The sequence below is a fragment of the Paenibacillus sp. OK076 genome (genome assembly GCF_900110055.1).
Lineage (GTDB): Bacteria > Bacillota > Bacilli > Paenibacillales > Paenibacillaceae > Paenibacillus.
In genome coordinates this window covers 4,009,687-4,031,589 of the sequence record NZ_FOCH01000001.1, presented here as the reverse complement: position 1 = coordinate 4,031,589, position 21,903 = coordinate 4,009,687, and the positions used below count along the sequence as shown (strand labels likewise).

At 48.3% G+C, this 21,903-nt stretch carries 19 protein-coding genes and 2 tRNA genes; all 21 read left to right on the top strand.

Translation table 11 applies throughout. The annotated features are described in order from the left end of the window. The first annotated feature begins 69 nt into the window (after window positions 1-69). The 21 genes from pyrR (at window position 70) to BMY78_RS17970 (ending at window position 21,878) form a co-directional block, all read left to right on the top strand. Window positions 70-633 (top strand): bifunctional pyr operon transcriptional regulator/uracil phosphoribosyltransferase PyrR, encoded by a 564-nt coding sequence (gene pyrR / locus BMY78_RS18060; protein WP_090901445.1) that lies wholly within the window; start codon window positions 70-72, stop codon window positions 631-633. Continuing rightward, the gene (locus BMY78_RS18055; RefSeq protein ID WP_090902574.1) at window positions 633-1,544 is read left to right on the top strand and encodes an aspartate carbamoyltransferase catalytic subunit; all 912 of its coding nucleotides are present in this window, start codon (window positions 633-635) and stop codon (window positions 1,542-1,544) included. The genes pyrR and BMY78_RS18055 overlap by 1 nt, the downstream gene beginning before the upstream one ends. A gap of 126 nt (window positions 1,545-1,670) precedes the next feature. Beyond that, the gene (locus BMY78_RS18050) at window positions 1,671-2,975 is read left to right on the top strand and encodes a dihydroorotase (protein WP_090901442.1); all 1,305 of its coding nucleotides are present in this window, start codon (window positions 1,671-1,673) and stop codon (window positions 2,973-2,975) included. A gap of 407 nt (window positions 2,976-3,382) precedes the next feature. After that, window positions 3,383-4,525, top strand: a complete 1,143-nt coding sequence (gene carA / locus BMY78_RS18045; protein ID WP_090901439.1) for a glutamine-hydrolyzing carbamoyl-phosphate synthase small subunit — start codon at window positions 3,383-3,385, stop codon at window positions 4,523-4,525. A 1-nt stretch (window position 4,526) separates the two neighbouring features. Continuing rightward, entirely contained in the window at window positions 4,527-7,745 is a 3,219-nt protein-coding gene (gene carB / locus BMY78_RS18040) for a carbamoyl-phosphate synthase large subunit (protein ID WP_090901436.1), read from the top strand. A 111-nt stretch (window positions 7,746-7,856) separates the two neighbouring features. Continuing rightward, window positions 7,857-8,597: an orotidine-5'-phosphate decarboxylase gene (pyrF, locus tag BMY78_RS18035; RefSeq protein ID WP_090901433.1), complete on the top strand. Its 741-nt coding sequence runs from the start codon at window positions 7,857-7,859 to the stop codon at window positions 8,595-8,597. Further along, the gene (pyrE, locus tag BMY78_RS18030; protein ID WP_090901429.1) at window positions 8,594-9,235 is read left to right on the top strand and encodes an orotate phosphoribosyltransferase; all 642 of its coding nucleotides are present in this window, start codon (window positions 8,594-8,596) and stop codon (window positions 9,233-9,235) included. The genes pyrF and pyrE overlap by 4 nt, the downstream gene beginning before the upstream one ends. Window positions 9,236-9,505: 270 nt before the next feature. Then, a complete protein-coding gene (locus tag BMY78_RS18025; RefSeq protein ID WP_090901426.1) occupies window positions 9,506-10,444 on the top strand; it encodes an ABC transporter ATP-binding protein in 939 nt (312 codons plus the stop codon). Continuing rightward, window positions 10,407-11,522, top strand: a complete 1,116-nt coding sequence (locus tag BMY78_RS18020) for an efflux RND transporter periplasmic adaptor subunit (protein ID WP_090901423.1) — start codon at window positions 10,407-10,409, stop codon at window positions 11,520-11,522. Before BMY78_RS18025 ends, BMY78_RS18020 begins: the two co-directional genes overlap by 38 nt. Further along, complete coding sequence (locus tag BMY78_RS18015; protein ID WP_090901420.1) at window positions 11,522-14,428, top strand: ABC transporter permease; 2,907 nt, start codon at window positions 11,522-11,524, stop codon at window positions 14,426-14,428. The genes BMY78_RS18020 and BMY78_RS18015 overlap by 1 nt, the downstream gene beginning before the upstream one ends. A 2-nt stretch (window positions 14,429-14,430) precedes the next feature. Continuing rightward, the gene (locus tag BMY78_RS18010) at window positions 14,431-15,294 is read left to right on the top strand and encodes an ABC transporter ATP-binding protein (RefSeq protein WP_090901418.1); all 864 of its coding nucleotides are present in this window, start codon (window positions 14,431-14,433) and stop codon (window positions 15,292-15,294) included. 21 nt (window positions 15,295-15,315) lie between these two features. Continuing rightward, on the top strand, window positions 15,316-16,770 hold the full coding sequence (locus tag BMY78_RS18005) for an ABC transporter substrate-binding protein (RefSeq protein ID WP_090901415.1): 1,455 nt from the start codon (window positions 15,316-15,318) through the stop codon (window positions 16,768-16,770). A 369-nt stretch (window positions 16,771-17,139) separates the two neighbouring features. Then, window positions 17,140-17,213: transfer RNA gene (locus BMY78_RS18000), tRNA-Met, on the top strand. Between the two features lie 56 nt (window positions 17,214-17,269). Next, window positions 17,270-17,343 (top strand) — tRNA-Ile (locus BMY78_RS17995). Window positions 17,344-17,429: 86 nt separating this feature from the next. Further along, entirely contained in the window at window positions 17,430-17,627 is a 198-nt protein-coding gene (locus tag BMY78_RS17990; RefSeq protein WP_090901412.1) for a hypothetical protein, read from the top strand. Between the two features lie 225 nt (window positions 17,628-17,852). After that, on the top strand, window positions 17,853-18,275 hold the full coding sequence (locus tag BMY78_RS17985; RefSeq protein WP_090901409.1) for a hypothetical protein: 423 nt from the start codon (window positions 17,853-17,855) through the stop codon (window positions 18,273-18,275). 205 nt (window positions 18,276-18,480) lie between these two features. Then, window positions 18,481-20,037 carry a hypothetical protein gene (locus tag BMY78_RS17980; RefSeq protein ID WP_090901403.1) on the top strand — a complete coding sequence of 519 codons (1,557 nt, stop codon included), beginning with the start codon at window positions 18,481-18,483 and terminating at the stop codon, window positions 20,035-20,037. 83 nt (window positions 20,038-20,120) lie between these two features. After that, complete coding sequence (locus BMY78_RS32900) at window positions 20,121-20,291, top strand: hypothetical protein (RefSeq protein ID WP_177185770.1); 171 nt, start codon at window positions 20,121-20,123, stop codon at window positions 20,289-20,291. Window positions 20,292-20,462: 171 nt separating this feature from the next. Continuing rightward, the gene (locus tag BMY78_RS17975; protein WP_256222179.1) at window positions 20,463-21,137 is read left to right on the top strand and encodes a carbon-nitrogen hydrolase family protein; all 675 of its coding nucleotides are present in this window, start codon (window positions 20,463-20,465) and stop codon (window positions 21,135-21,137) included. A gap of 117 nt (window positions 21,138-21,254) precedes the next feature. Further along, window positions 21,255-21,377, top strand: coding sequence for a hypothetical protein (locus BMY78_RS33370; protein ID WP_256222178.1), 123 nt, complete (start codon window positions 21,255-21,257; stop codon window positions 21,375-21,377). A gap of 171 nt (window positions 21,378-21,548) precedes the next feature. After that, on the top strand, window positions 21,549-21,878 hold the full coding sequence (locus BMY78_RS17970; protein ID WP_053784203.1) for a DUF1904 family protein: 330 nt from the start codon (window positions 21,549-21,551) through the stop codon (window positions 21,876-21,878). Window positions 21,879-21,903 lie beyond the last annotated feature (25 nt).

Genomic DNA, 21,903 nt, shown 5'->3' with positions numbered 1-21,903 from the left:
AGGAGTCTTTTTTGTTCTCCTCGTCACGGGGCCATGATCTGAAAGGTAAATCCTGAGGAGGCTGAACGCATGAGCACAGAGACACATGTCATTATGGATGAAACCGCGATCCGCCGCGCATTAACACGGATTGCCCATGAGATTTTGGAGAAAAACAAAGGCATTGAGGGCTGTGTACTGATCGGCATTCGAACACGGGGTGTATACCTCGCAGAACGGATCGCTGCCAAGATTGAAGAAATCGAAGGTACACCGATCCCTTGGGGAGAGCTCGATGTGACCCCTTATCGCGATGATCGCTTGGATGAGAACAAAGCGAATCGCAAGGAACTGTTGACGATGACACCTGAATCACTTTCGATTCATAACAAAAAAGTGATTTTGTTCGATGATGTGCTCTATACCGGACGGACGATTCGCGCAGCGATGGATGCCCTGATGGACTGTGGAAGACCACAGAACATTCAACTGGCGGTTCTCGCAGATCGCGGACACCGGGAACTTCCGATTCGACCTGATTTTATCGGCAAAAATGTGCCGACTTCCAAATCAGAGGAGATCGAGGTTGCACTGATGGAAACGGACGGACAGGACGAAGTCAAGATCATCCAGAACCGGGGGGAACAAGCATGATGATTACACAACCAGCATTGAAGGACCGGAGCTTGCTTGGCCTTAAGGACCTTAGTCGAGATGAGATCGAATCCATTCTGAACAGAGCAGCACACTGGGAAGCGCAGAAGGAGAAACTGGTTCCTGTACTGGAATCCCACTTCGTAGCTAACATGTTCTTCGAGAACAGCACGCGTACTCGCTTCTCATTTGAGATGGCGGAAAAACGTCTGGGTGCACAAGTGCTAAACTTCACGGCGGCTGCATCAAGCGTGGAGAAAGGTGAATCCATCTATGATACGGTACGCACACTGGAGTCCATGGGCATTGACGCAGGGGTGATCCGGTTGAAACCTTCCGGTGTTCTGCAACAACTGGCTCAGAAAGTGAATGTTCCACTAGTGAACGCCGGAGACGGGAATAACGAGCATCCTACACAGGCGCTGCTGGATCTCTACACGATGCGGAAGGCTTTCGGTGAGCTGAAAGGTTTGCGAGTGTCGATCATTGGAGATATCCTGCACAGCCGTGTAGCTCGCTCGAATCTGTGGGCACTGCAAAAGTTTGGTGCAGATGTGCGCTTCTGCGCACCGCAAACGATGCAGGCACCGGAGCTGGCAGAACACGCACCTTATGTAGGTCTGGAAGAAGCACTCAATGCGGATGTAGTCATGATGCTCCGAGTTCAACTGGAACGTCATAAACACGGCCTGATTACTTCGGCCGAGGATTATCGCGAACACTACGGATTGACGGAAGAACGGGCGTCACGCCTGAAACCAAGCACAATCATTATGCACCCTGCTCCTGTGAACCGAAATGTCGAGGTGGATGACGCGGTAGTGGAGAGCGCAGCATCGCGGATCTTCCCGCAGATGGCAAACGGTGTTCCAATCCGCATGGCGGTCATGGAACGTGCGATGAAACTGTAACAGGGTCTGGCTGTGGGTCATAGGCTGACGGGACGGAAGTTCTTATAGAGCAATGTGAGGGTACACGATAAAGAAAATCATCCGGCTTGCCCGGCAAGCCGGACAGAACCGAAGCGGAGGGCAATTATGCTACAGATTATAAAGAACGCGAACATCTTGAATCAACAAGGGGAACTTGAACGGAAAACGATCATTATAGATGAAGGAAAAATTCAAAAGATCGCTGGAGTGGAAGACGAAGCGGTATTGAAAGCAGAGCAATCAGCGCATAGCGTAACGGATGCTTCAGGCAAACTGGTCATTCCCGGTTTGATTGATATGCACGTGCATCTGCGTGAACCTGGATTCGAGCATAAAGAGACGATCGAGACGGGTGCCCGTTCGGCAGCACAAGGCGGTTTTACAACGATTGCATGTATGCCGAACACAAGACCGGTAACCGACAGCGCGGATGTCGTTAAGCTGGTTTTGGATAAAGCCAAAGAAGCCGACCTGGTAAAAGTACTGCCTTATGCAGCTATTACGAAGAACGAGCTTGGACGTGAGCTTACGGATTTCGCCGCATTGAAAGAAGCGGGTGCGATTGGATTCACGGATGATGGTGTGGGCGTTCAAAACGCTCAAATGATGAAAGATGCCATGAGCCTCGCAGCAAGCATGGATATGCCAGTCATCGCTCACTGCGAAGACGACTCATTGGTAGTTGGCGGATATGTGACAGAAGGCGAGTTTTCGAAGCGTCAGGGTATCAAAGGTATCCCGAATGAATCCGAGGCCATCCACGTAGGCCGGGATATCCTGCTTGCAGAAGCAACGGGAGTTCACTACCATGTCTGCCACGTAAGTACGGAGCAGTCGGTTCGCTTGATTCGCCTGGCAAAGTCCATCGGTATTAAAGTAACTGCTGAGGTATGTCCGCACCATCTGGTATTGTCGGATGAAGATATTCCGGGCATGGATGCCAACTGGAAGATGAACCCGCCTCTTCGCTCACCACGCGATGTGCAAGCTTGTATCGAAGGTTTGCTGGACGGAACGCTGGACATGATCGTTACCGATCACGCCCCGCATAGCGAAGAAGAGAAAGCAAAAGGCATGGAGCTGGCACCATTCGGCATCGTTGGATTCGAAACAGCCTTCCCGCTGCTGTACACGAAGTTTGTGGAAACAGGGCTTTGGAGCCTGGACTTCCTCGTGAAACGCATGACAGCTGATCCGGCTCGGGTATTCCGGCTGGATACTGGCAAGCTGGAAGAGGGAGCACCAGCGGATATCACGATGATTGACCTGAACGAGGAAAAAGCGGTTGATCCTGCAACGTTCGCAACCAAAGGAAGAAACACTCCATTCACAGGCTGGAAGTTAAAAGGATGGCCGGTACAGACATGGGTGGACGGGAAAAGCGTGTGGAACAACACGGTACAACAGTAAATCAGTAACTTATTAGATCAATAAATCAATAAACTTTACCTCTTTAATTCTTTTAAAACAACAAGGCTTTATAACTCTAAATCTACAACCTATGCAAAACAACATCTTTAAAACTAACTCGAGGCAAACCATGCCGAGAGTCAAACATACGAAACAATGCAAAGTCGAATGTATGGTTTTTGAACTTGGGCGCGCTACAGTAGCTTACGAAGTGGACAGAAAAGACCCGAAGAAGCGAAGCGTTCGCCTTTATCACCGGATTACATCATTTGAAAAAATGATAAAAAGTAATCCGGGGATAACAGCGATCGAAGGGTTTTCTGTCCACGAAGTCACCGCCATTGTGGCACGCACCCCACGTTCAACGAAATACATTCGACCTGATAAACACAGAGGAGTGAAATGGGATGCAGGCACAGGCAAGATTATTGTTGGAAGACGGCACACTGTTCACCGGGAAAGCATTCGGTGCTGAAGGTGAAACAACAGGTGAGGTCGTTTTTAATACGGGAATTACAGGCTATCAAGAGGTGCTTTCGGATCCTTCTTATTGCGGTCAAATCGTAACCATGACGTATCCACTGATTGGTAACTACGGCATTACGCGTGACGACTTCGAGTCGATTCGTCCGTTCGTACACGGTTTTGTGGTACGTCGTCATGAGCCGACGCCAAGTAACTGGCGTGCGGAATACAGCGTAGACGATTTGCTTAAAGAGTATGGCATCGTAGGGATCAGCGAGATTGATACACGGATGCTGACTCGCCGGATTCGTCACCACGGCACAATGAAAGGAATTCTCACAACAGGATCGAAACCTGTGGAAGAGTTGCTGGAGATGATGGGAGACACCAGCATCGCTGAGCTGCGTAACCAGGTTCCTATGACTTCTACTCAACATGTTTACAACAGCCCGGGAACGGCTGAACGCATTGTATTGGTTGACTACGGTGCAAAAACAGGGATTTTGCGTGAACTCAGCAAACGTAACTGTGACGTTGTCGTAGTTCCGCATGATGTAACAGCGGACGAAATCCGCCGCATGAACCCGGATGGTATTCAGCTGTCCAACGGCCCTGGGGACCCGAAAGACGTTCCTCACGCAGTTAAAATGATCAGTGAACTGCTCGGCGAATTTCCGATCTTCGGAATCTGCCTGGGTCACCAACTGTTCGCACTTGCAGCAGGAGCCGATACAGAGAAACTCAAGTTTGGACACCGCGGCGGAAACCACCCGGTTAAAGAACTGGAGAGCGGACGTTGCTTCATCACATCCCAGAACCACGGTTACACTGTTAATGAAGAATCCGTGAAAAATACGGACCTTGAAGTGACACATATCAACAATAATGATAAGACCATCGAAGGTCTGAAACATAAAACATTCCCGGCGTTTTCGGTTCAGTACCACCCGGAAGCAGCGCCAGGACCATATGATAACAGCTATCTGTTCGACCGCTTTATCGAGATGATTCGGGAGCACAAGATTACTCACCCGCAACAGCCGCGTCAAGCCGTACTGGCAGCCGCAGTGAAAGGAGCACAATAACATGCCGATTAACAAAGATCTCAAAAAAATCCTGGTGATTGGTTCAGGTCCAATCGTCATCGGTCAAGCGGCCGAGTTCGACTATGCCGGTACACAAGCATGCCAGGCACTGAAAGAAGAAGGCGTGGAAGTTGTACTCATCAACAGCAACCCGGCTACGATTATGACGGATACCAACATGGCTGACAAAGTATATATCGAGCCAATCACACTGGATTTTGTAACGCAAATTATTCGCCAGGAACGTCCAGACGGTTTGCTGCCTACCCTTGGCGGTCAAACGGGTCTGAACATGGCTGTAGAACTGGCACGTGCCGGCGTCCTTGAACGTGAGAATGTCAAATTGCTTGGAACACAGCTCACATCCATTGAGAAAGCGGAAGACCGTGACTTGTTCCGTGATCTGATGCGCGAACTGGAGCAGCCTGTGCCTGAGAGTGTCATCGTAACAACACTTGAGGAATCACTTGATTTTGCGAATGAGATTGGTTATCCAATCATCGTCCGTCCAGCCTACACGCTCGGCGGAACAGGCGGCGGGATCTGTGCCAACGAAGAAGAGCTGCGCGAGACAGTTGTAGCAGGTATTCGTTATAGCCCGATCGGTCAATGTTTGGTCGAGAAGAGCATCGCAGGCATGAAGGAAGTCGAGTATGAGGTTATGCGTGACAAAAACGATAACTGTATCGTAGTCTGCAACATGGAAAACTTTGACCCGGTAGGTGTTCATACAGGTGACAGTATCGTTGTGGCACCAAGCCAGACGTTGTCTGACCGTGAATATCAAATGCTGCGCTCAGCTTCCCTGAAAATCATCCGTGCCCTCAACATCGAAGGTGGATGTAACGTACAGTTTGCGCTTGATCCACACAGCTTCCAATACTATGTTATCGAAGTTAACCCACGGGTAAGCCGCTCTTCGGCACTAGCTTCCAAAGCAACGGGCTATCCAATTGCCAAGATGGCTGCCAAAATTGCCATGGGTTACACACTGGACGAAATCGTGAACCCGGTAACGGGCCAAACGTATGCATGCTTTGAGCCAACACTGGACTATATCGTGAGCAAAATCCCACGCTGGCCGTTCGACAAGTTTATCTCGGCAAACCGCAAACTGGGTACACAGATGAAAGCGACAGGCGAAGTTATGGCGATTGGCCGGACATTCGAAGAGTCGATTCATAAAGCTGTACGTTCCCTGGAAATCGGCGTACACCGTCTGTATCTGAAAGATGCCGAAACACTGGATGAAGAAACGCTGAACGAGCGTTTGGTCAAAGCCGACGATGAGCGTATCTTCCTGCTTGCTGAAGCCTTCCGTAGAGGTTATACATTGCAACAGCTTCAGGATCTGACGAAGATTGACTGGTGGTTCCTGGATAAACTCGAAGGGCTGATTCGCTTCGAAGATCGCATTCGCGAGGAATCCGAATTGTCCTCCGAAACTCTCTATCAAGCGAAGCGTCTTGGCTTCACAGACCGTGCTATTGCTGAGCTGCGTGCTGAAGGTCAACCAGGAGGTACGCTAACGAAAGAAGCTGAAGTCAGAGCACGTCGTGAAGAGGAAAACCTTCGCCCAGTCTACAAAATGGTAGATACATGCGCAGCTGAATTTGAAGCAACAACGCCATATTACTACTCTACTTACGAAACTGAGAATGAAGTCATTCCTTCAGATAAGAAAAAAGTAGTTGTACTTGGTTCGGGTCCAATCCGGATCGGTCAAGGGATTGAGTTTGACTACTCGACAGTACACGCAGTATGGGCTCTGCAAAAAGCAGGCTATGAAGCAGTTATCATCAATAACAACCCGGAGACCGTGTCTACGGACTTTAATACATCGGATCGCTTGTACTTTGAACCTCTGTTCTTCGAAGATGTCATGAACGTTATCGAACAAGAACAGCCTGTAGGGGTTATCGTACAGTTTGGTGGTCAAACGGCAATCAACCTGGCAGCACCACTGCGTGCCGCTGGTGTAACGATTCTCGGAACAGATCTGGAAAACATTGATGAGGCAGAGGATCGCAAGAAGTTCGAGCATTTGCTCTCCCGTCTGGAAATTGCACAACCAAAAGGCAAAACAGTCATTTCGGTAGATGATGCAGTTGAAACGGCTCAAAGTCTGGGCTACCCGGTACTGGTTCGTCCTTCCTATGTACTCGGCGGTCGTGCGATGGAGATTGTATACTCCGATGCAGAATTGCTGACATATATGGAGCAGGCGGTTAAAATCAATCCGGAGCATCCGGTCCTGATCGATCGTTACATGATGGGTAAAGAGGTTGAGGTTGACGCGATCTGTGATGGTGAAACGGTATTGATTCCGGGCATCATGGAGCATATCGAGCGCGCAGGTGTTCACTCCGGTGACTCCATCGCGGTTTATCCGCCACAGCACCTGTCCCAGGATCTGAAAGAGAAAATTGTAGAGATTACAATCAAGATTGCAAAAGAACTGAAAACGATCGGTTTGGTTAACATCCAGTTTGTTATCCATGAGGGTCAAGTGTACATCATCGAGGTGAACCCGCGTTCATCCCGTACAGTTCCTTTCTTGAGCAAAGTAACCAACATTCCGATGGCGAACCTGGCAACACAAGCCATTCTGGGTGTGAAGCTGAAAGACCTCGGATATGTCGACGGTCTATGGCCTGAATCGGATCATGTTTCCGTCAAAGTTCCGGTCTTCTCCTTCGCGAAGCTGCGTCGTGTGGAACCAACGCTTGGACCTGAGATGAAATCCACAGGTGAGGTTATGGGTCGTGACCCGAATTACGCCAAAGCGTTGTTCAAAGGTCTTATCGGTGCAGGCATGAAGATCCCGGCCACCGGAGCAATCGTGGTAACGGTAGCGGACAAAGACAAAGAGGAAGCTGTTCCACTGCTTGAAGGTTTCTATAGACTGGGATACAAAATCATGGCTACCGGAGGCACGGCAGCTGCGCTTGAAGCAGCGAACATTCCGGTGACGACGGTGAACAAATTAAGTGAAGGTTCGCCGAACATTCTCGATATGATTCGCAGCGGCGAAGCAAACTTTGTGTTCAACACGCTGACCAAAGGCAAAACTCCGCAGCGTGACGGATTCCGTATTCGTCGTGAGGCGGTAGAGAACGGTATTGTATGTATGACTTCACTGGATACGATCCGTGCCCTGTTGATCATGCTGCAAACGATCAACTTCTCCTCTGAGGCTATGCCAGCACTTGTAAAATAAATAAGACGATTTGTCACTGATCAAGGACATCAGTCAGCCTTCGGGCTGGCGGGATGTCCTTTATATCGGGCAAAAACGGAAAAATCAAGCTTTTGGAAGGAGCGCTGGAATATGAATCACCCGAATTTCAACGAAATGGCTGGCCGTCTGATGGTGGCACTCGATTATCCCGGAGCAGAGCAAGCACAGAAATTGGTACAAGCCTTAGAAGGCATTCCATGTTATCTGAAGGTGGGCATGCAGCTCTTTTACGCCGCTGGCCCGGACTTCATTCGCGAGCTGAAATCGAAGGGATACTCGGTATTCCTTGATGTGAAAATGCATGATATTCCAAACACGGTCCGTGGGGGTGCTGAAAGCATCACCCGATTGGGTGTGGACATGTTTAATGTGCATGCAGCTGGAGGTACAAGCATGATGCGTGCCGCCCGTGAAGGTGCAGAGGCGGCTCTGGCTGCTGATCCTTCTCTTCGCAGACCTGAGATTATTGCGGTTACCCAGCTGACCAGTACAAGTCAGGAAACGATGAATACCGAGATCGGCATCCAGGGCAGCGTTGAGGCAGCAGTAGTCCGTTATGCAGGACTGGCTCGTGAGGCAGGTCTCGATGGCGTCGTTGCTTCCCCGCTGGAAGTACCGGCGATCCGCGCAGCCTGTGGCAGTGATTTTCACACGGTCACACCAGGCATCCGCCCAGCAGGGAGTGGCCTCGGCGACCAGACTCGTGTCCTGACGCCGGGTGAAGCTATTGCCAGAGGCAGCCATTACATCGTTGTAGGTAGACCAATTACAGGCGCTCCCCATCCGCGTGAAGCGGCAGAAACCATTTTGAAGGAGATGTTGAACGCATGATCGAACTTAATGAGATTCCTAACCATATTGCTTCCCAACTGTTGAAAATAAAAGCGGTGGCGCTGCGTCCGCAGCAGCCATTCACCTGGACATCCGGCATCAAATCACCAATCTATTGTGATAACCGTCTAACGATGTCTTATCCTGAGATTCGTAACGACATTGCTGAAGCTTTTGCAGCGATCATTCGTGATCAATACCCCGATGCAGAGGTCATCGCAGGTACTGCAACAGCGGGTATTCCGCATGCTGCCTGGGTGGCGCAAAAGCTGAATTTGCCGATGGCTTACATTCGTGATAAAGCCAAAGGACATGGCAAAGAGAACCTGATTGAAGGTCTGATTACCGAGGGGCAGAAGGTTGTTGTCATTGAAGACCTGATCTCAACAGGTGGCAGTTCAATCAAAGCCGCTGAAGCAGTACGCGTAGCCGGGGCGACTCCACTGGCAGTGCTGGCGATTTTCAGCTACCAGCTGGACAAAGGCATTAAGGCTTTTGAAGAAGCGGGAATTCCACTGCAAACCCTGTCCAATTACACCGCTTTGATGGATGTGGCTTTGGCTGAGGGGACAATCCAGGAGAGTGATTTTGAACTGCTCAAATCCTGGCGTGAAGATCCTTCTTCATTTGGTAAATAATATCATTCAAACCGGATTGGACGGTTTGCTTGTGAACGGTATCAAAATTGTAATGATTGCCGCCATAGAGGCAAATTCAGCGAATATTCAAGAGGCATCCCACTCGTTGGGGTGCTTTTTTCGTTTGTTCATCAAAATATTAACTTTTTCACGGAACGTTGTAAAAAGCTTGTAACTTTTAGTTGTGATCCGTCGTTTATAATGCAGGGTAGTATGGAATAGATTTCTATTTTTAGTGTCTTGATGAAATGAATGGGATATGAAGAAAGGATGATCGTGATTGCTGGCATGAAGAAATTATTTTCCAAAATCAGACCTGCCAAGAGCCAGTCAGGCGAGGACAGTGCAGTCGGACACACGGAGCAGCAGGAACCAGTCGGGCAGGAGGAATCTGCATACATAAGTGAACCACAGAATACATCCATCGACCCGCACGACATAACCAGTGAAATAAGCCAGGAGGAAGTTGCGGTTGCAGCAGCTGAACCTGAAGTGAAGTCCAAGCCCTCCAAGAAGGATCTGTTGCCTCCATATGACGGGCCTGTGCTGGAGGTTCGCAATGTTCATCGCAGTTTCCAGACGGGTAGCCGTATTATTCATGTGCTCAAAGGCATCGATATGGAAGTGAACCCGCAGCAGCTGGTGATGTTAAAAGGGCGGTCAGGCTCAGGGAAAACGACGCTGCTCAATATGCTGGGCGGGCTGGATCAGCCATCCAGTGGAGACATTCTGTTCTCCGGTCAACCTCTTCAGGATTGGGGTGACCGGCGGCGGACCGCATTGCGGCGCAGAGAAATCGGTTTTATTTTTCAGGCGTATGCGCTGATGCCCTTGTTGTCTGCCTGGGAAAATGTAGAGCTGTCGCTGCGCATGGCGGACGTGCCGCGTTCGGAATGGAAGGACCGTGTAGGTCATTGTCTGGATCTGGTCGGACTAACCAAACGGGTCAAGCACCGTCCATTCGAGATGTCCGGGGGAGAGCAGCAGCGGGTGGCCATCGCCAAGGCCATTGCCCACAGACCGAGATTATTGCTCGCGGATGAGCCGACAGCTGAACTCGATTCCAAAATGGGAGCACAGGTTATGGCTGTATTTCGCAATATTATCGAAGTTGAACAAGTAACGATCTGTATGACTACACACGATCCTACGATTTTGGAGGTTGCGGACCATGTTTATGAAATGGCGGACGGCAGATTTATCAAATAAAGGGGCCGCTCCGAAGAGGGGAAAACGCGCAGCGCTTATTGTGCTTAGTGCGATAGTGGCTGCAACGATGTCTGGCTGCTCTTTGCTGCCGGCAGAAACAGAGGAAGAAGTACTTCCGCCAATTACACCGCCAACGATCTCCAAGAAGCCGGAATATGAAGTTCGGACAGAGACGCTGGAGAAGAAAGTAAGCGGAAGCGGCAAGATGATGAGCCAGAGGGAAGAAAAGGTGTATTTTACGCTGGACGGTATGCATATCAAAGAGTTGAATGTAAAACCAGGTGATAAAGTGAAAAAAGGTCAACTCCTCGCTGTTCTGGATGTAGAGAGCGTTGAGAAGGAAATTCGGGCCAAAAACCTGCAGATTCGCAAATCGGAAGTGCAAATGAAGGAAACGCTTCGTAAACGGGATGAGATGGACCCGGTGGAGTTCGAAGAGTCCACGATTGCCTTTGAAGAGCTTCGTCAGGAACTCGCCGATCTGGAGGATCAATTGGGTAAAGCTACTTTGACCGCTCCATTCGGTGGAACAATCATTGCTGTGCAGGTGGAGAAGGGCGCGGCTGTCAAAGCTTATGACCCGATTGCAACCATAGCAGATACATCCAATCTGGTTGTCGCAGCTACGTTTGCCAAGGAAGATCTGGAGAAGTTCTCGGCTGGCATGAAGGCAGATGTGGATATTAATGGCGCAGGCAAAGTGGCTGGCAAAGTTAAAGTGATGCCTGTAGCCCAAGCGTCGGGAAGTGGAAGTGGTAACGGCGGAGGTTCGGGGGAAGGCGGAACGCCTCCAGCGAAAGAAAGCCTGGATCAATATGTTATCGTCTCGCTGGCGAAAATGCCCAAAGGGGTTGAACGCGGTACACCTCTAACGGTATCGATTGTCACGCAGCGTACAGAGAACGCGATTGTCATTCCTGTATCCGCACTGCGCTCCATCGGTTCAAGAACGTACGTGCAAGTGGTGGAGAGTGATGGAAGCAAGCGTGAAGTGGATGTAGAAGTCGGGCAGCAAACATCCACGGATGTGGAGATTCTGAAAGGTCTGACCGTTGGACAGAAAGTAGTGGGCCGCTAATGGGGCTGCCATTGCTTCGACTGTTGTTCCGCAAAATGTGGAACACTCGCTGGATGACGTTCAGCACACTGATCGGACTGATTGTGGCGGTAGCGTTCACCGTTAGTATTCCGATGTATGCCGATGGTGCGCTGAAGCGGGTCGTGGCCCAGACGCTGCAGGATAACAGTGAGGGACTGCCAGCCGGCTCGTTGCTCATGAGTTACCAGGCACCTGGTGGTGTGAAGACAGACACACGTGGTCTGGAAGAGGTGGATCGATATATTCGCGAGGATGTGCCCCGCGACATCGGTTTTCCTTATCATACGTATGTGAACTCCCGTTCCATCCGCAGCACAGAGGTAAACCCGGAAGACCCAACCAAAGTGGATGCCAGCCGGGTCCGCAGCATGAGTCTGGGTACGATGACAGGCCTGGATGCACAGGTTAATTATTCTGCGGGAGTGAAGCCGGGCAACCAGGTCAAGGACGATACGATTGAAGCGGTCATGCTGGAAGAGGGTATGTATCGTAACGATCTGCATATCGGAGATGTTCTGGAATATCCGATTTACAGCGGTCTCGATATTACGTTGCGTGTGAAGATTATAGGTTCCTTCAAAGCCGATGACCCTAACAGCCCGTATTGGGTACAGGGATTTGACGGGATGATGAACGGACTATATGTGGATGAATCGGTATTTAATAATGTTTTGTTAAAGGAAAAAGGGATCCCTCTTCAGAATTCACGTTGGTATTATGCATTTGATCTGAAAGAGATTCAAACGAGCCAGCTCTCGGGACTGACCTCTGTGCTGGAAAGGCTGGATATCGATCTGTATCAGCGGTTGAAGGATACGAAAGTGGACATCACCTTCGGGGATCTGCTGAAACAATTCCGCAGTCAGAGTCTGCAATTGCAGACCATGCTGTTCACATTGGCAGCACCGATGATTGCGATGGTCTTTTATTTTATTGCCATGAATGCCAGACAGTCGTTACAAAAGCAGGAAAGTGACATCGCAGTTCTGCGCAGTCGCGGAGCTTCTGCGAGGCAGATATTCTCTCTTTATCTGCTTGAAGGGATATTCCTGGGAGCGATTGCTCTTGTCATCGGACCGTTTCTTGGATGGTTTATGGCGAAAAGCATCGGTTCAGCGAGCGGATTTCTGTCGTTCGTGGATCGGAAATCCATTCCAATCGGAATATCCAAAGAAGCCATCCTGCTTGGCCTTATCGCCGTATTGGTGGCCATCATAGCCTCGCTCATTCCGGCAGTAACCTATGCGCGTGCGACGATTGTATCGGCCAAGCGTCGGCAGGCACGTACGGACCGAGCGCCGGTATGGCAGCGCTGGTTCCTGGATATTGCGCTGCTGGGGCTCGCCGGATATGGATACTACCTGTTCTATGAACGGCAAATGTTGACGTTCCAGACCGGAATGACGACAGATCAGCTTCAGGTACAGCCGTTTCTGTTCTTTGTACCGGCACTCGCCATCTTTGCACTGGGACTGTTCTTCTTACGGTTGTTCCCGTGGATTTTGAAGCTCATCCAGCTGATCGGGCGCAAGCTTCTTCCGGTTCCACTGTATCTGACACTGACGCAGCTTTCGCGTTCATCGTCTTCTTACTATCCTTTGATGATCCTGCTTGTATTGACACTCGGACTTGGTGTGTATAACTCGGCAGCGGCTCGTACCATTGATCTGAACTCGACCGAGCGCACGTTATACCGCTATGGTTCGGATGTTATTATGCAGACGGTATGGGAAGGCACACCTGAAGTTAAGCCAACGGGTTCCGGACAAAATGGAGGTTCAGGCGGCGGACAGCAAGGTGGAGGAAACGGTGGTGGTGCTGGAGGCGGCGGTAACGGCGGCGGAGGTGGCTCAGGTGGGGGCGGTGGTACTTCACAACCCACGAAGATGATCTATTCCGAGCCACCTTTTGAAGTGTTCCGGAGTCTGAATGGTGTCGAACATGCAGCGAGAGTGCTGCAAACGAAAGGCAACATTATTGTCTCTGGCAAATCAGGCGGACAGGGAATGCTGGTGGGGATCGACAATGTGGATTTTGCCAAAGTGGCGTGGTTCCGTAACGATCTGTTCCCGGCTCATCCTTATAAGTACCTTGATTTGCTTGGAAAATATGAAGGGGCCGTATTGATCTCTTCCAAATTTGCAGACAAATTCAAGCTCAAAACCGGAGACCTCGTCTCCATCGGTGTTCAGGGCCAGGCAATTGAATTTGTGGTGTTTGGCATTATCCCTTACTGGCCTGCCCAGTACCCGGATCAGATGCCGTTTTTCATCGCCAATCTGGATTACATCTATGATCAGGTGCCCCTGATTCCATATGAGGTCTGGCTGAAGATGGAGCCGGATGCTAAAGTCGCTCCTTTGATGGAGAAGCTTGCAGCAGAAGGCATTGAGTTATCGTCTGTGCGCGATGTGCGTACAGAGCTGGTATCCCAGGGCAAACATCCGTCAAGAGGCGGGGTGTTCGGCATACTGAGTCTCGGATTCCTTGTGTCGGTCATTATTTCCCTGATCGGATACATTCTGTATTGGTTCTTTAATCTATCCGGGCGTGTAGTACAGTTCGGTGTTCTGCGGGCAATGGGGTTATCCCGCGCACAATTGAGCGGTATGTTGCTGTTGGAGCAGGTGTTCACCGCGGGGCTGTCCATCATTCTGGGTATTGGCATTGGTCAGGTATCCAGTCGTCTGTTCCTGCCCTTCCTGCAAACGACAGATAATGTGTCCGCACAGGTACCTCCGTTCCGAATTGTATTTGAAGAGAAAGATATGCTGCAACTGTATGGCGTGACCGTGGTCATGCTGATCATTGGAGCAACGATGCTGCTGTGGCAAATCCGCAGGCTGCGGGTTCACCAGGCAGTCAAAATGGGAGAGGAGAGGTAAACGTGATCCAATGCGAAGGACTTGTCAAAATTTTTAAATCCAGCGATGTGGAAGTCGTTGCCCTTCAAGGTCTCAATCTGACTGTCACTCAAGGTGAAATGATGGCCATTATCGGCAACAGTGGGAGTGGTAAATCCACATTGCTCAATATTCTGGGTGGACTTGATCGTCCAACAGCTGGTACAGCCGTTGTCGGGGATTGGGATTTGCTGAAAATGACAGACGCCCAATTGGTCGAGTACAAACGTCATACCGTAGGGTTCATATGGCAAAATAACGGCCGTAACTTGCTACCATATCTCACAGCACTGGAAAATGTGGAAACGCCCATGATTTTGGGAGGCAAGCGAGATCGTGCCTATGCCATGCAGCTGCTGGAGTGGGTTGGACTGAAGGATCGGATGCACAACAAGCTGCATCAATTGTCCGGTGGGGAGCAGCAGCGGGTGGCGATTGCCATCTCGCTATCGAATCGCCCCAAGCTGCTGCTTGCCGATGAGCCGACAGGATCGGTGGATTCGGAGACATGTGATACCATCATGGGTATTTTTCGCAAGATGAACAAGGAGCTCGGGGTCACGATTGTAATTGTTACCCATGACTTAACCCTTGCTGGCAAAGTGGACCGGATCGTTGCGATTCGGGACGGCTTGACCAGCACCGAGTTTGTGAAGCGTAATCCGAATCTGGATGACGAGCATGGCTTGTCGGAGGCAGGAGCCCCGGATATTCATGAAGCTTTTGTCATTATTGATCGGGCGGGACGGCTTCAGGTGCCCAAGGAGTATCTGGAGGCGCTGTCCATCGATAATCGTGCGACATTGGAATTTGACGGTGAACGTATTGTCATTACACCGCCAAGATAATTTTAGAGGGGGAATTGGGAGATGAAGAACAGGTTTTGGGGAAAACGGGTGTTGGCCGTGTTGGCTACAGCCAGTCTGGCATTGCCGCTGATTGCGGGTTGTACAGCGAGTGAGTCCAAGGATAACGAGCAGCGTGTATTGCGTGTAGCGACGTTGTGGGGGGGCCAAGATGACAGCTATTTCCGTCAGCAGTTTACCGATGCTTTTGAATTGACACATCCAAATATAACGATTGAAGTTGTACCTGCGGTAGATCAGGGCAGCATGTATGGGTATGGTAACCAGGAAGAGCAGAAGGACGTTCCGGATACGATGGAGAGCTTGAAGAAGATAATGACAGGGGATAATCCGGTAGACGTCATCGTGGCGGATACGGCGACAGTCAAGTCGTTAATTCAGGAAAACATGGTGAAACAACTGGACCCACTGATGCAGGAAGACAAGTTTGACACATCGGATATTGTGCCGAGTGTTCTCGAAGGAATCAAGGATTTGGGAGATCAGAGCATCTACGCTTTGACGCCAACGTTCTCCTCTTCAGCTTTGTTCTATAACAAGGGTATGTTTGAAAAAGCAGGCGTGGAGCCTCCAACGGATAACATGACTTGGGATGATATTTTCAACTTGGGTACACGCCTTACCAAAGGTGAAGGAAAAGACCATGTATTTGGTTTCTCTTTCAGTACCTATCAAGGCGGTTCTCCATACTATACGATGTCGCAGTATTATAACTCTTTGCAGCTGAAAATTTTTGATGACAAAGCGGAGAAAATGACTGTAGATTCTCCTCAGTGGGAGAAAGTATGGAGCACGATAAGCAAACTCGCTTTAGATAAAGTCATCCCTAAAGGAGACGAACCGCAGGATAATCAGGATGAGAGTGGACGTTATAATCCGCTTCAGGGTGATCTGTTCCTGAGTAGCAAAACAGCCATGGTGATTGGAGATTACAGTTACATTAATCAATTGATTGATGCCAATAAAAATGCGGATAAAATGAAAGACTTTACGAAGGTAGACTGGGATGTTGTCACTCCTCCAGTTCATCCGGAGGCTCCTGAAATTGGAGGCAATATTTATCTGAGTAACCTCATGGCCATTAATAGTTCAGCTCAGAACCCTGATGATGCATGGGAATTGATCAAGTATATGAACAGTGAAGACTGGGCGAAAATCAAAGCTCGCAGCAGTTATGAGATGGTTTCCCGTAAGAGCTTCATTAAACCGAAGGATGGTTTGGATTACAACATCCAGGCGTTCTATACACTGAAACCTATACCTCCAACCAATACGAACTTGGATAAGATGTATCAAAAAATGCCGAACCTGTGGCAAGTAAGCGATAAGGGTATGGAATACTTCAATCAAGTTCTTGAGAACAAAAAAACACCAAAAGAAGCGCTTGGTGAATGGGCAGCCAAAGGGAACGAGATGTTGGAGAAGTTGAAAAAGAATCCTAAAGCCACGTTCCAATAAGGTTAGATGATTTTGTGATCAAATCATTTAGAAGCAGCCGCTGGAGATTTATATCTTCGGCGGCTATTTTTATGAAATTGGGGTATTCTACAAAAGCAGGGATAAATGATGACTTCAAGAAAGGACGAGTGGAATGCACTGGGTATATTTCAGCAAATTGTATGCAACTAAATTTCAGGCAGGGTGTCTTGCAAAACGGATGGAGCAGGATGGGTGGATTTACGGCCATAACGAGCCAGCTGAAGTGGAAGTATATCGTTCAAAAAAGGGGCGATATGGCGTACGTTTTATTCCCTAACATTACCCCTTGACTTATATAGTTGGAATGGTGTATATTAATTAAGTCGCTGTTTTAATATTTCTTACTGACGCGGGGTGGAGCAGCCCGGTAGCTCGTCGGGCTCATAACCCGAAGGCCGCAGGTTCAAATCCTGCCCCCGCAATTTAGTTTTACTGGATGATTCACAGCCATCATCTGAACGTTATACATTTTTGTTCAGGGCCCTTAGCTCAGTTGGTTAGAGCGGTCGGCTCATAACCGATTGGTCACAGGTTCGAGTCCTGTAGGGCCCATTCTCTCAAAACCCTTGCGTAGCAAGGGTTTTTTTCTGTCTTCATGTAGGATGGAGATAGAGAAGGAAGGATGACAACTTAAAATTATGAATGGTGCTAGTGCTGTTGGTTTTGCAGGGATTTTAACTATATTTATTTTCATTGGTCTGGTAGGTCTGATTTTATATGCTGTGTTTTCGATGGCCATAAAAAGATCTGGTTTAAGGGGGGAAATCTCAGGTTTGAAGCAAGAGGTTCGATTATTAAAAGAGAAAATGGAGAAAAACGATCATAACTTCGATTAAGAAATTCTAAAAAGAAAAATAATTCGAAGTTGAAGATTGTATATTTCAATCAGAATGAAACAGCTAATTTTGCAAAATTTGAAAGCTAAACGAAAGAGGCGCTGCCTTAACAATACGGGCAGTGTCTTTTTCATATGCCCTTTTTTCTAAACATCAGTGTCTGTCCAGGCCATATCTCAAATCTCACATATACTATCCTATCCCCGACAGAAGGAGGTAGATTCCATGAGTCAATTTCTCGATGCTAGAACCTCGCAGAATGCGAGTTTGGCTAACTCTATTGCGATCCCAATCCTCGTAATCAATACACCTCAACTGTTTGGTCAGATTGGTCTGCAAACAGCCGGTGCTGGTGCAAACCCACGGGTACAATTCAAAGGAACTGTTTCAGTGCAGCTTCCATTAGCCCTCGTAGGTGTAACGATAACAATTGTCAGAGGAACCTTGGCAACGGACCCTGTCATCTATTCTGCTACGTCCACATTCAGCTTGAGTGTTCTGGCTCCTCAGGTCATTACGTTCTCTGCGGATGATTTCAATCCACCAATAACACCTCAGTTGACGTACACTGCATTTATCAGCTCTAACTTGCTGGGTACGATCCGTGTAGGTCCTGAGAACTTTGATGGAGCGGTATATTCGGACTAACGTTGAGCGCCCTTGCCAACTGTTCGTTATAGATGGATCGTAAATGTATTAATGAGCAATGCCTGCCTTGATGAAGGCAGGTTTTTTTTATTTCACAAGAGTGTGGTTTAGCACTTCAATGGATCAGGCATCGTTTATGATATAATGCGTTAGAGATTAAGGGAACGGTCGATGAAATTATGAATGGAAAGCAGGTTTTCAACCAATGATGCAAAATGAAGGACAACGATTCCGCTTCAGTGAAGCTCCGGTATGGGACTGGCAGCGGGCATATTATGAACAGAAAGGGCTGCACGCTTGGACAGACAATCAGGTTCCGCAATATATTACAAGTAACCCTATGATTGCAATGGCGTATGCTGAGATGATTTTTGGTTTTCTACAAGATCTCGCCAGCAAAGGAAAGACGGCCGAGATGGTGACCATTCTCGAGCTTGGGGCGGGTGTAGGCCGCTTGGCGCACCAAATTCTGCTCAAACTGATAGAGTTGAAAGATTTTGCAGGCGTGGAGCTGCCTGCTTTTCGATATGTAATGACCGATCTGGTCGAAGATAATGTGTTGGGCTGGAGAGAGCATCCGTCCATGCAATCCTTTATTGAGCAAGGAATACTGGATTTTGCACGTTTTGACGCGATACAGGATACCGAGTTGAATCTGGTGGTGGCGGGTACAGTTATTCGACCAGGCGATCTGAAACAACCCTTGCTGTTGATTGCCAATTACTTTTTTGACAGCATTCCACAGGAATTAATTTATGTCGGTGAGGGTGAGGTATATGAGTGTGACGTACTCGTCCAATCTCCAGAGCATTCTATTCATTCCGAACCAGCTGAGTTACTGGAAAACATGACACTGAGTTATGAATACCGCCGTGCACCTGAGTACAGTGCGGAGAACTATCCGTATCAGGAACTTATCGCATTGTACAAGGAAGAGTTGGAGGATTCGCACATTCTGTTCCCGGCAATCGGTTTGTCCTGCCTCGAACGATTGAACAGGTTATCAGATTCAGGGTATGTGTTGATTACTGCGGACAAAGGGGACCATCGACTGGACAATTGGAAGTTTGCCGAGCCGCCTGAATTCGTACTCCATGGAAGTTTTTCTTTAACGGCGAACTATCATGCCATTCAATATGTAATGGAACAGCAAGGAGCCCACACTCGTTTTACAACACATCATTATAAGGATCTAAACGTGGGATGTATGTTGATGGTGGACGAACCGTTAGGGTACGTGAACACACGGCTGGCGTATCACCGATTTGTTGAACGTTTCGGACCCGATGACTTCTTCAGTATGAAGGAATGGATGGATCATCAGGTAGAGCGGATGGAACTGAAGCAGATTTTACCGTTCTGGCGTCTCGGCGGATATGATGCTGAGTTTTTGATTCATAGTGCCAACCGAATTTCGAACCTGCTACCGGATGCAAGCGATGAGGAAATGCTTGATATTCAGTCTGGAATCCACATCATGTGGTCTTCATATTATGTTATGGAGCGGCTAGGAGATGTAGCTTTTCTTGCAGGTCAGTTGTTATATGGGATGTATATGTATGAGGATGCCAAGCGGTTTCTGGAGCTGTCGTTAGGTGCTGATGCGAAAAAACAGAATTCAGCGGTGCTGTACGATTTGGCTGTGTGCTGTTATGAACTTGAACTAGAAGAAGAAACACTGGCTTACACGCGGAAAGTACTGGCTTTGGAACCTGATCATGAAGAGGCAATGGATTTGCTGAAAAGCTTCGAATGTCTATAAAGATTGAAACTTACTTCCCTTATCATCGTATTATTAGGATGACCACACAAAAATTTCCTGTATACGGAAGAGGAGATGAGTACATGAAAAAGGTTCTGACCATTTTGCTTTATCCACTTGCAGCGGTTGTGGGGGCGTTAGGCGCAAATTCAGCTGCGACTGGTAATTTGGTACTTTTTGCGAAAGATATAGCTACAGATCGAGGTTATGATGGGCAGGAGATTTATGATAGAATTGAACATAGAAACTCCTAACTACATATCATTTAAACTGTAAAAGTAATTGTTGGACGGAGCGATATGCCAAAGAGAATTACTCTTGAAGTGAAGTGTGATGAGCAGGAAGCCTGCCTCTACAATCTTTAAGCCGGTTTCGTACCTGATACAGGTATGAACCGGCTTTTATTCATGAATGGGGGATAAACGTTGAAGATTATTATTGGACAACCCAGGTTGGAACAACAATTGCTGCAGCTCGAAGCTGAATTGAAGCAACATCCTGAAGCGGATATATTGCTCTTTCCTGAAGGTTATCTGAATCAGAACGTGGAAGAGGCCAGTCGTCTGGCTGCTGCATATGGAACGATGATTGTATCAGGTCATCGCAGGTTGGATGAACGTCCCAAGGATCGTTCAATTATCATTAACAAGGCTGGGAAGATTGTGCTGGAGAAAGCGAAGTATACCCCTGCTGAGATCGTTAAGGAACAGGACTGGGTCATAAGCACCTTGTTATGTGATGAGTTGGTGCTGCAAGGTTTTCGCAACGAGAATATTGGCAGTGTGGATATCGTTATGCATTCCATTGGTGTGGGGATGTTCAGTGAAGAGCAGTATACAGAATGGGTTGAAGAAGCACGGCAGATAGCGATACAACATCAATGCATTGTAATGGGGACCAGCCATGCGGACGGTTCATATCGTGACAGTGAAATTTCAATTCCAATCGCCTATTGTATTGCCCCGGATGGTCAAGTAGTTTTGGTGTCCAGAAACGATACGCGTACTCGTTTGATTGTCCTGGATAAGCGAAATACAGCAGACTTTTATCGTGAAGTATCAGGAAATGATGTGAACATTCAAGTCATTCCTTCAGCATAATTCAACTGACAGAATAACATAATGATTGGGCCGGTTAGCTTGCCGTATAGCCCGGTCACTCATGTTCGAATCGACATATATTATGGCATACCTTGAAATTCAAAGGAGGCCAATCAAATGAGTGAAGTTGGATACGGTTGTGGCGGCAGTGTTGGTGGATTTGGCGGATGGACTTCCACAAGCGCAATTCTCGTACTCTTCATCCTGCTCGTAATCATCACTAAATCTTTCTGGGTGTAAGCCACAATAGAACAAGTTGAGGCCCTGGTTTCGTGTATGCTCCGTTGAGACTTCAGCGGGGCTTTTCTGCGTCTCTATGAAAAAAATGATATGATGAAAGAGATTTGACAACCGAAAACAATGTGCTTAAAATCACATAAGAGACTATTAATAGAGATTGAAGGGATAGCAATGCCGTTTATTCGTTTTAAAGGATTCACAGGGCCCCAACTGGAGGAAGTTGTACCCCGTATCACGGAGCAATTTGCTTTGATTACCAATATTCCGCGGGAGAGAATGAAGGCAGAGCGTCATGACGTACAAGCCCTTACTCCTTCTCCGGCTTCAGTAGAGATTCTGATGTTCCAACGTGATCAGGAGATTCATAATCGGATTGCTTCCTCAATGCAGGCTATTTTGGAAGAAGCGGATTTGCCTGATGTGCATATTTTCTTCAATATACTGTCACCAGCGCTGTATTATAAACAAGGCAAGCCGTTGACAGATTACCGATTGGATTGAGAATAAAAGGGCTGCTCCGATATTG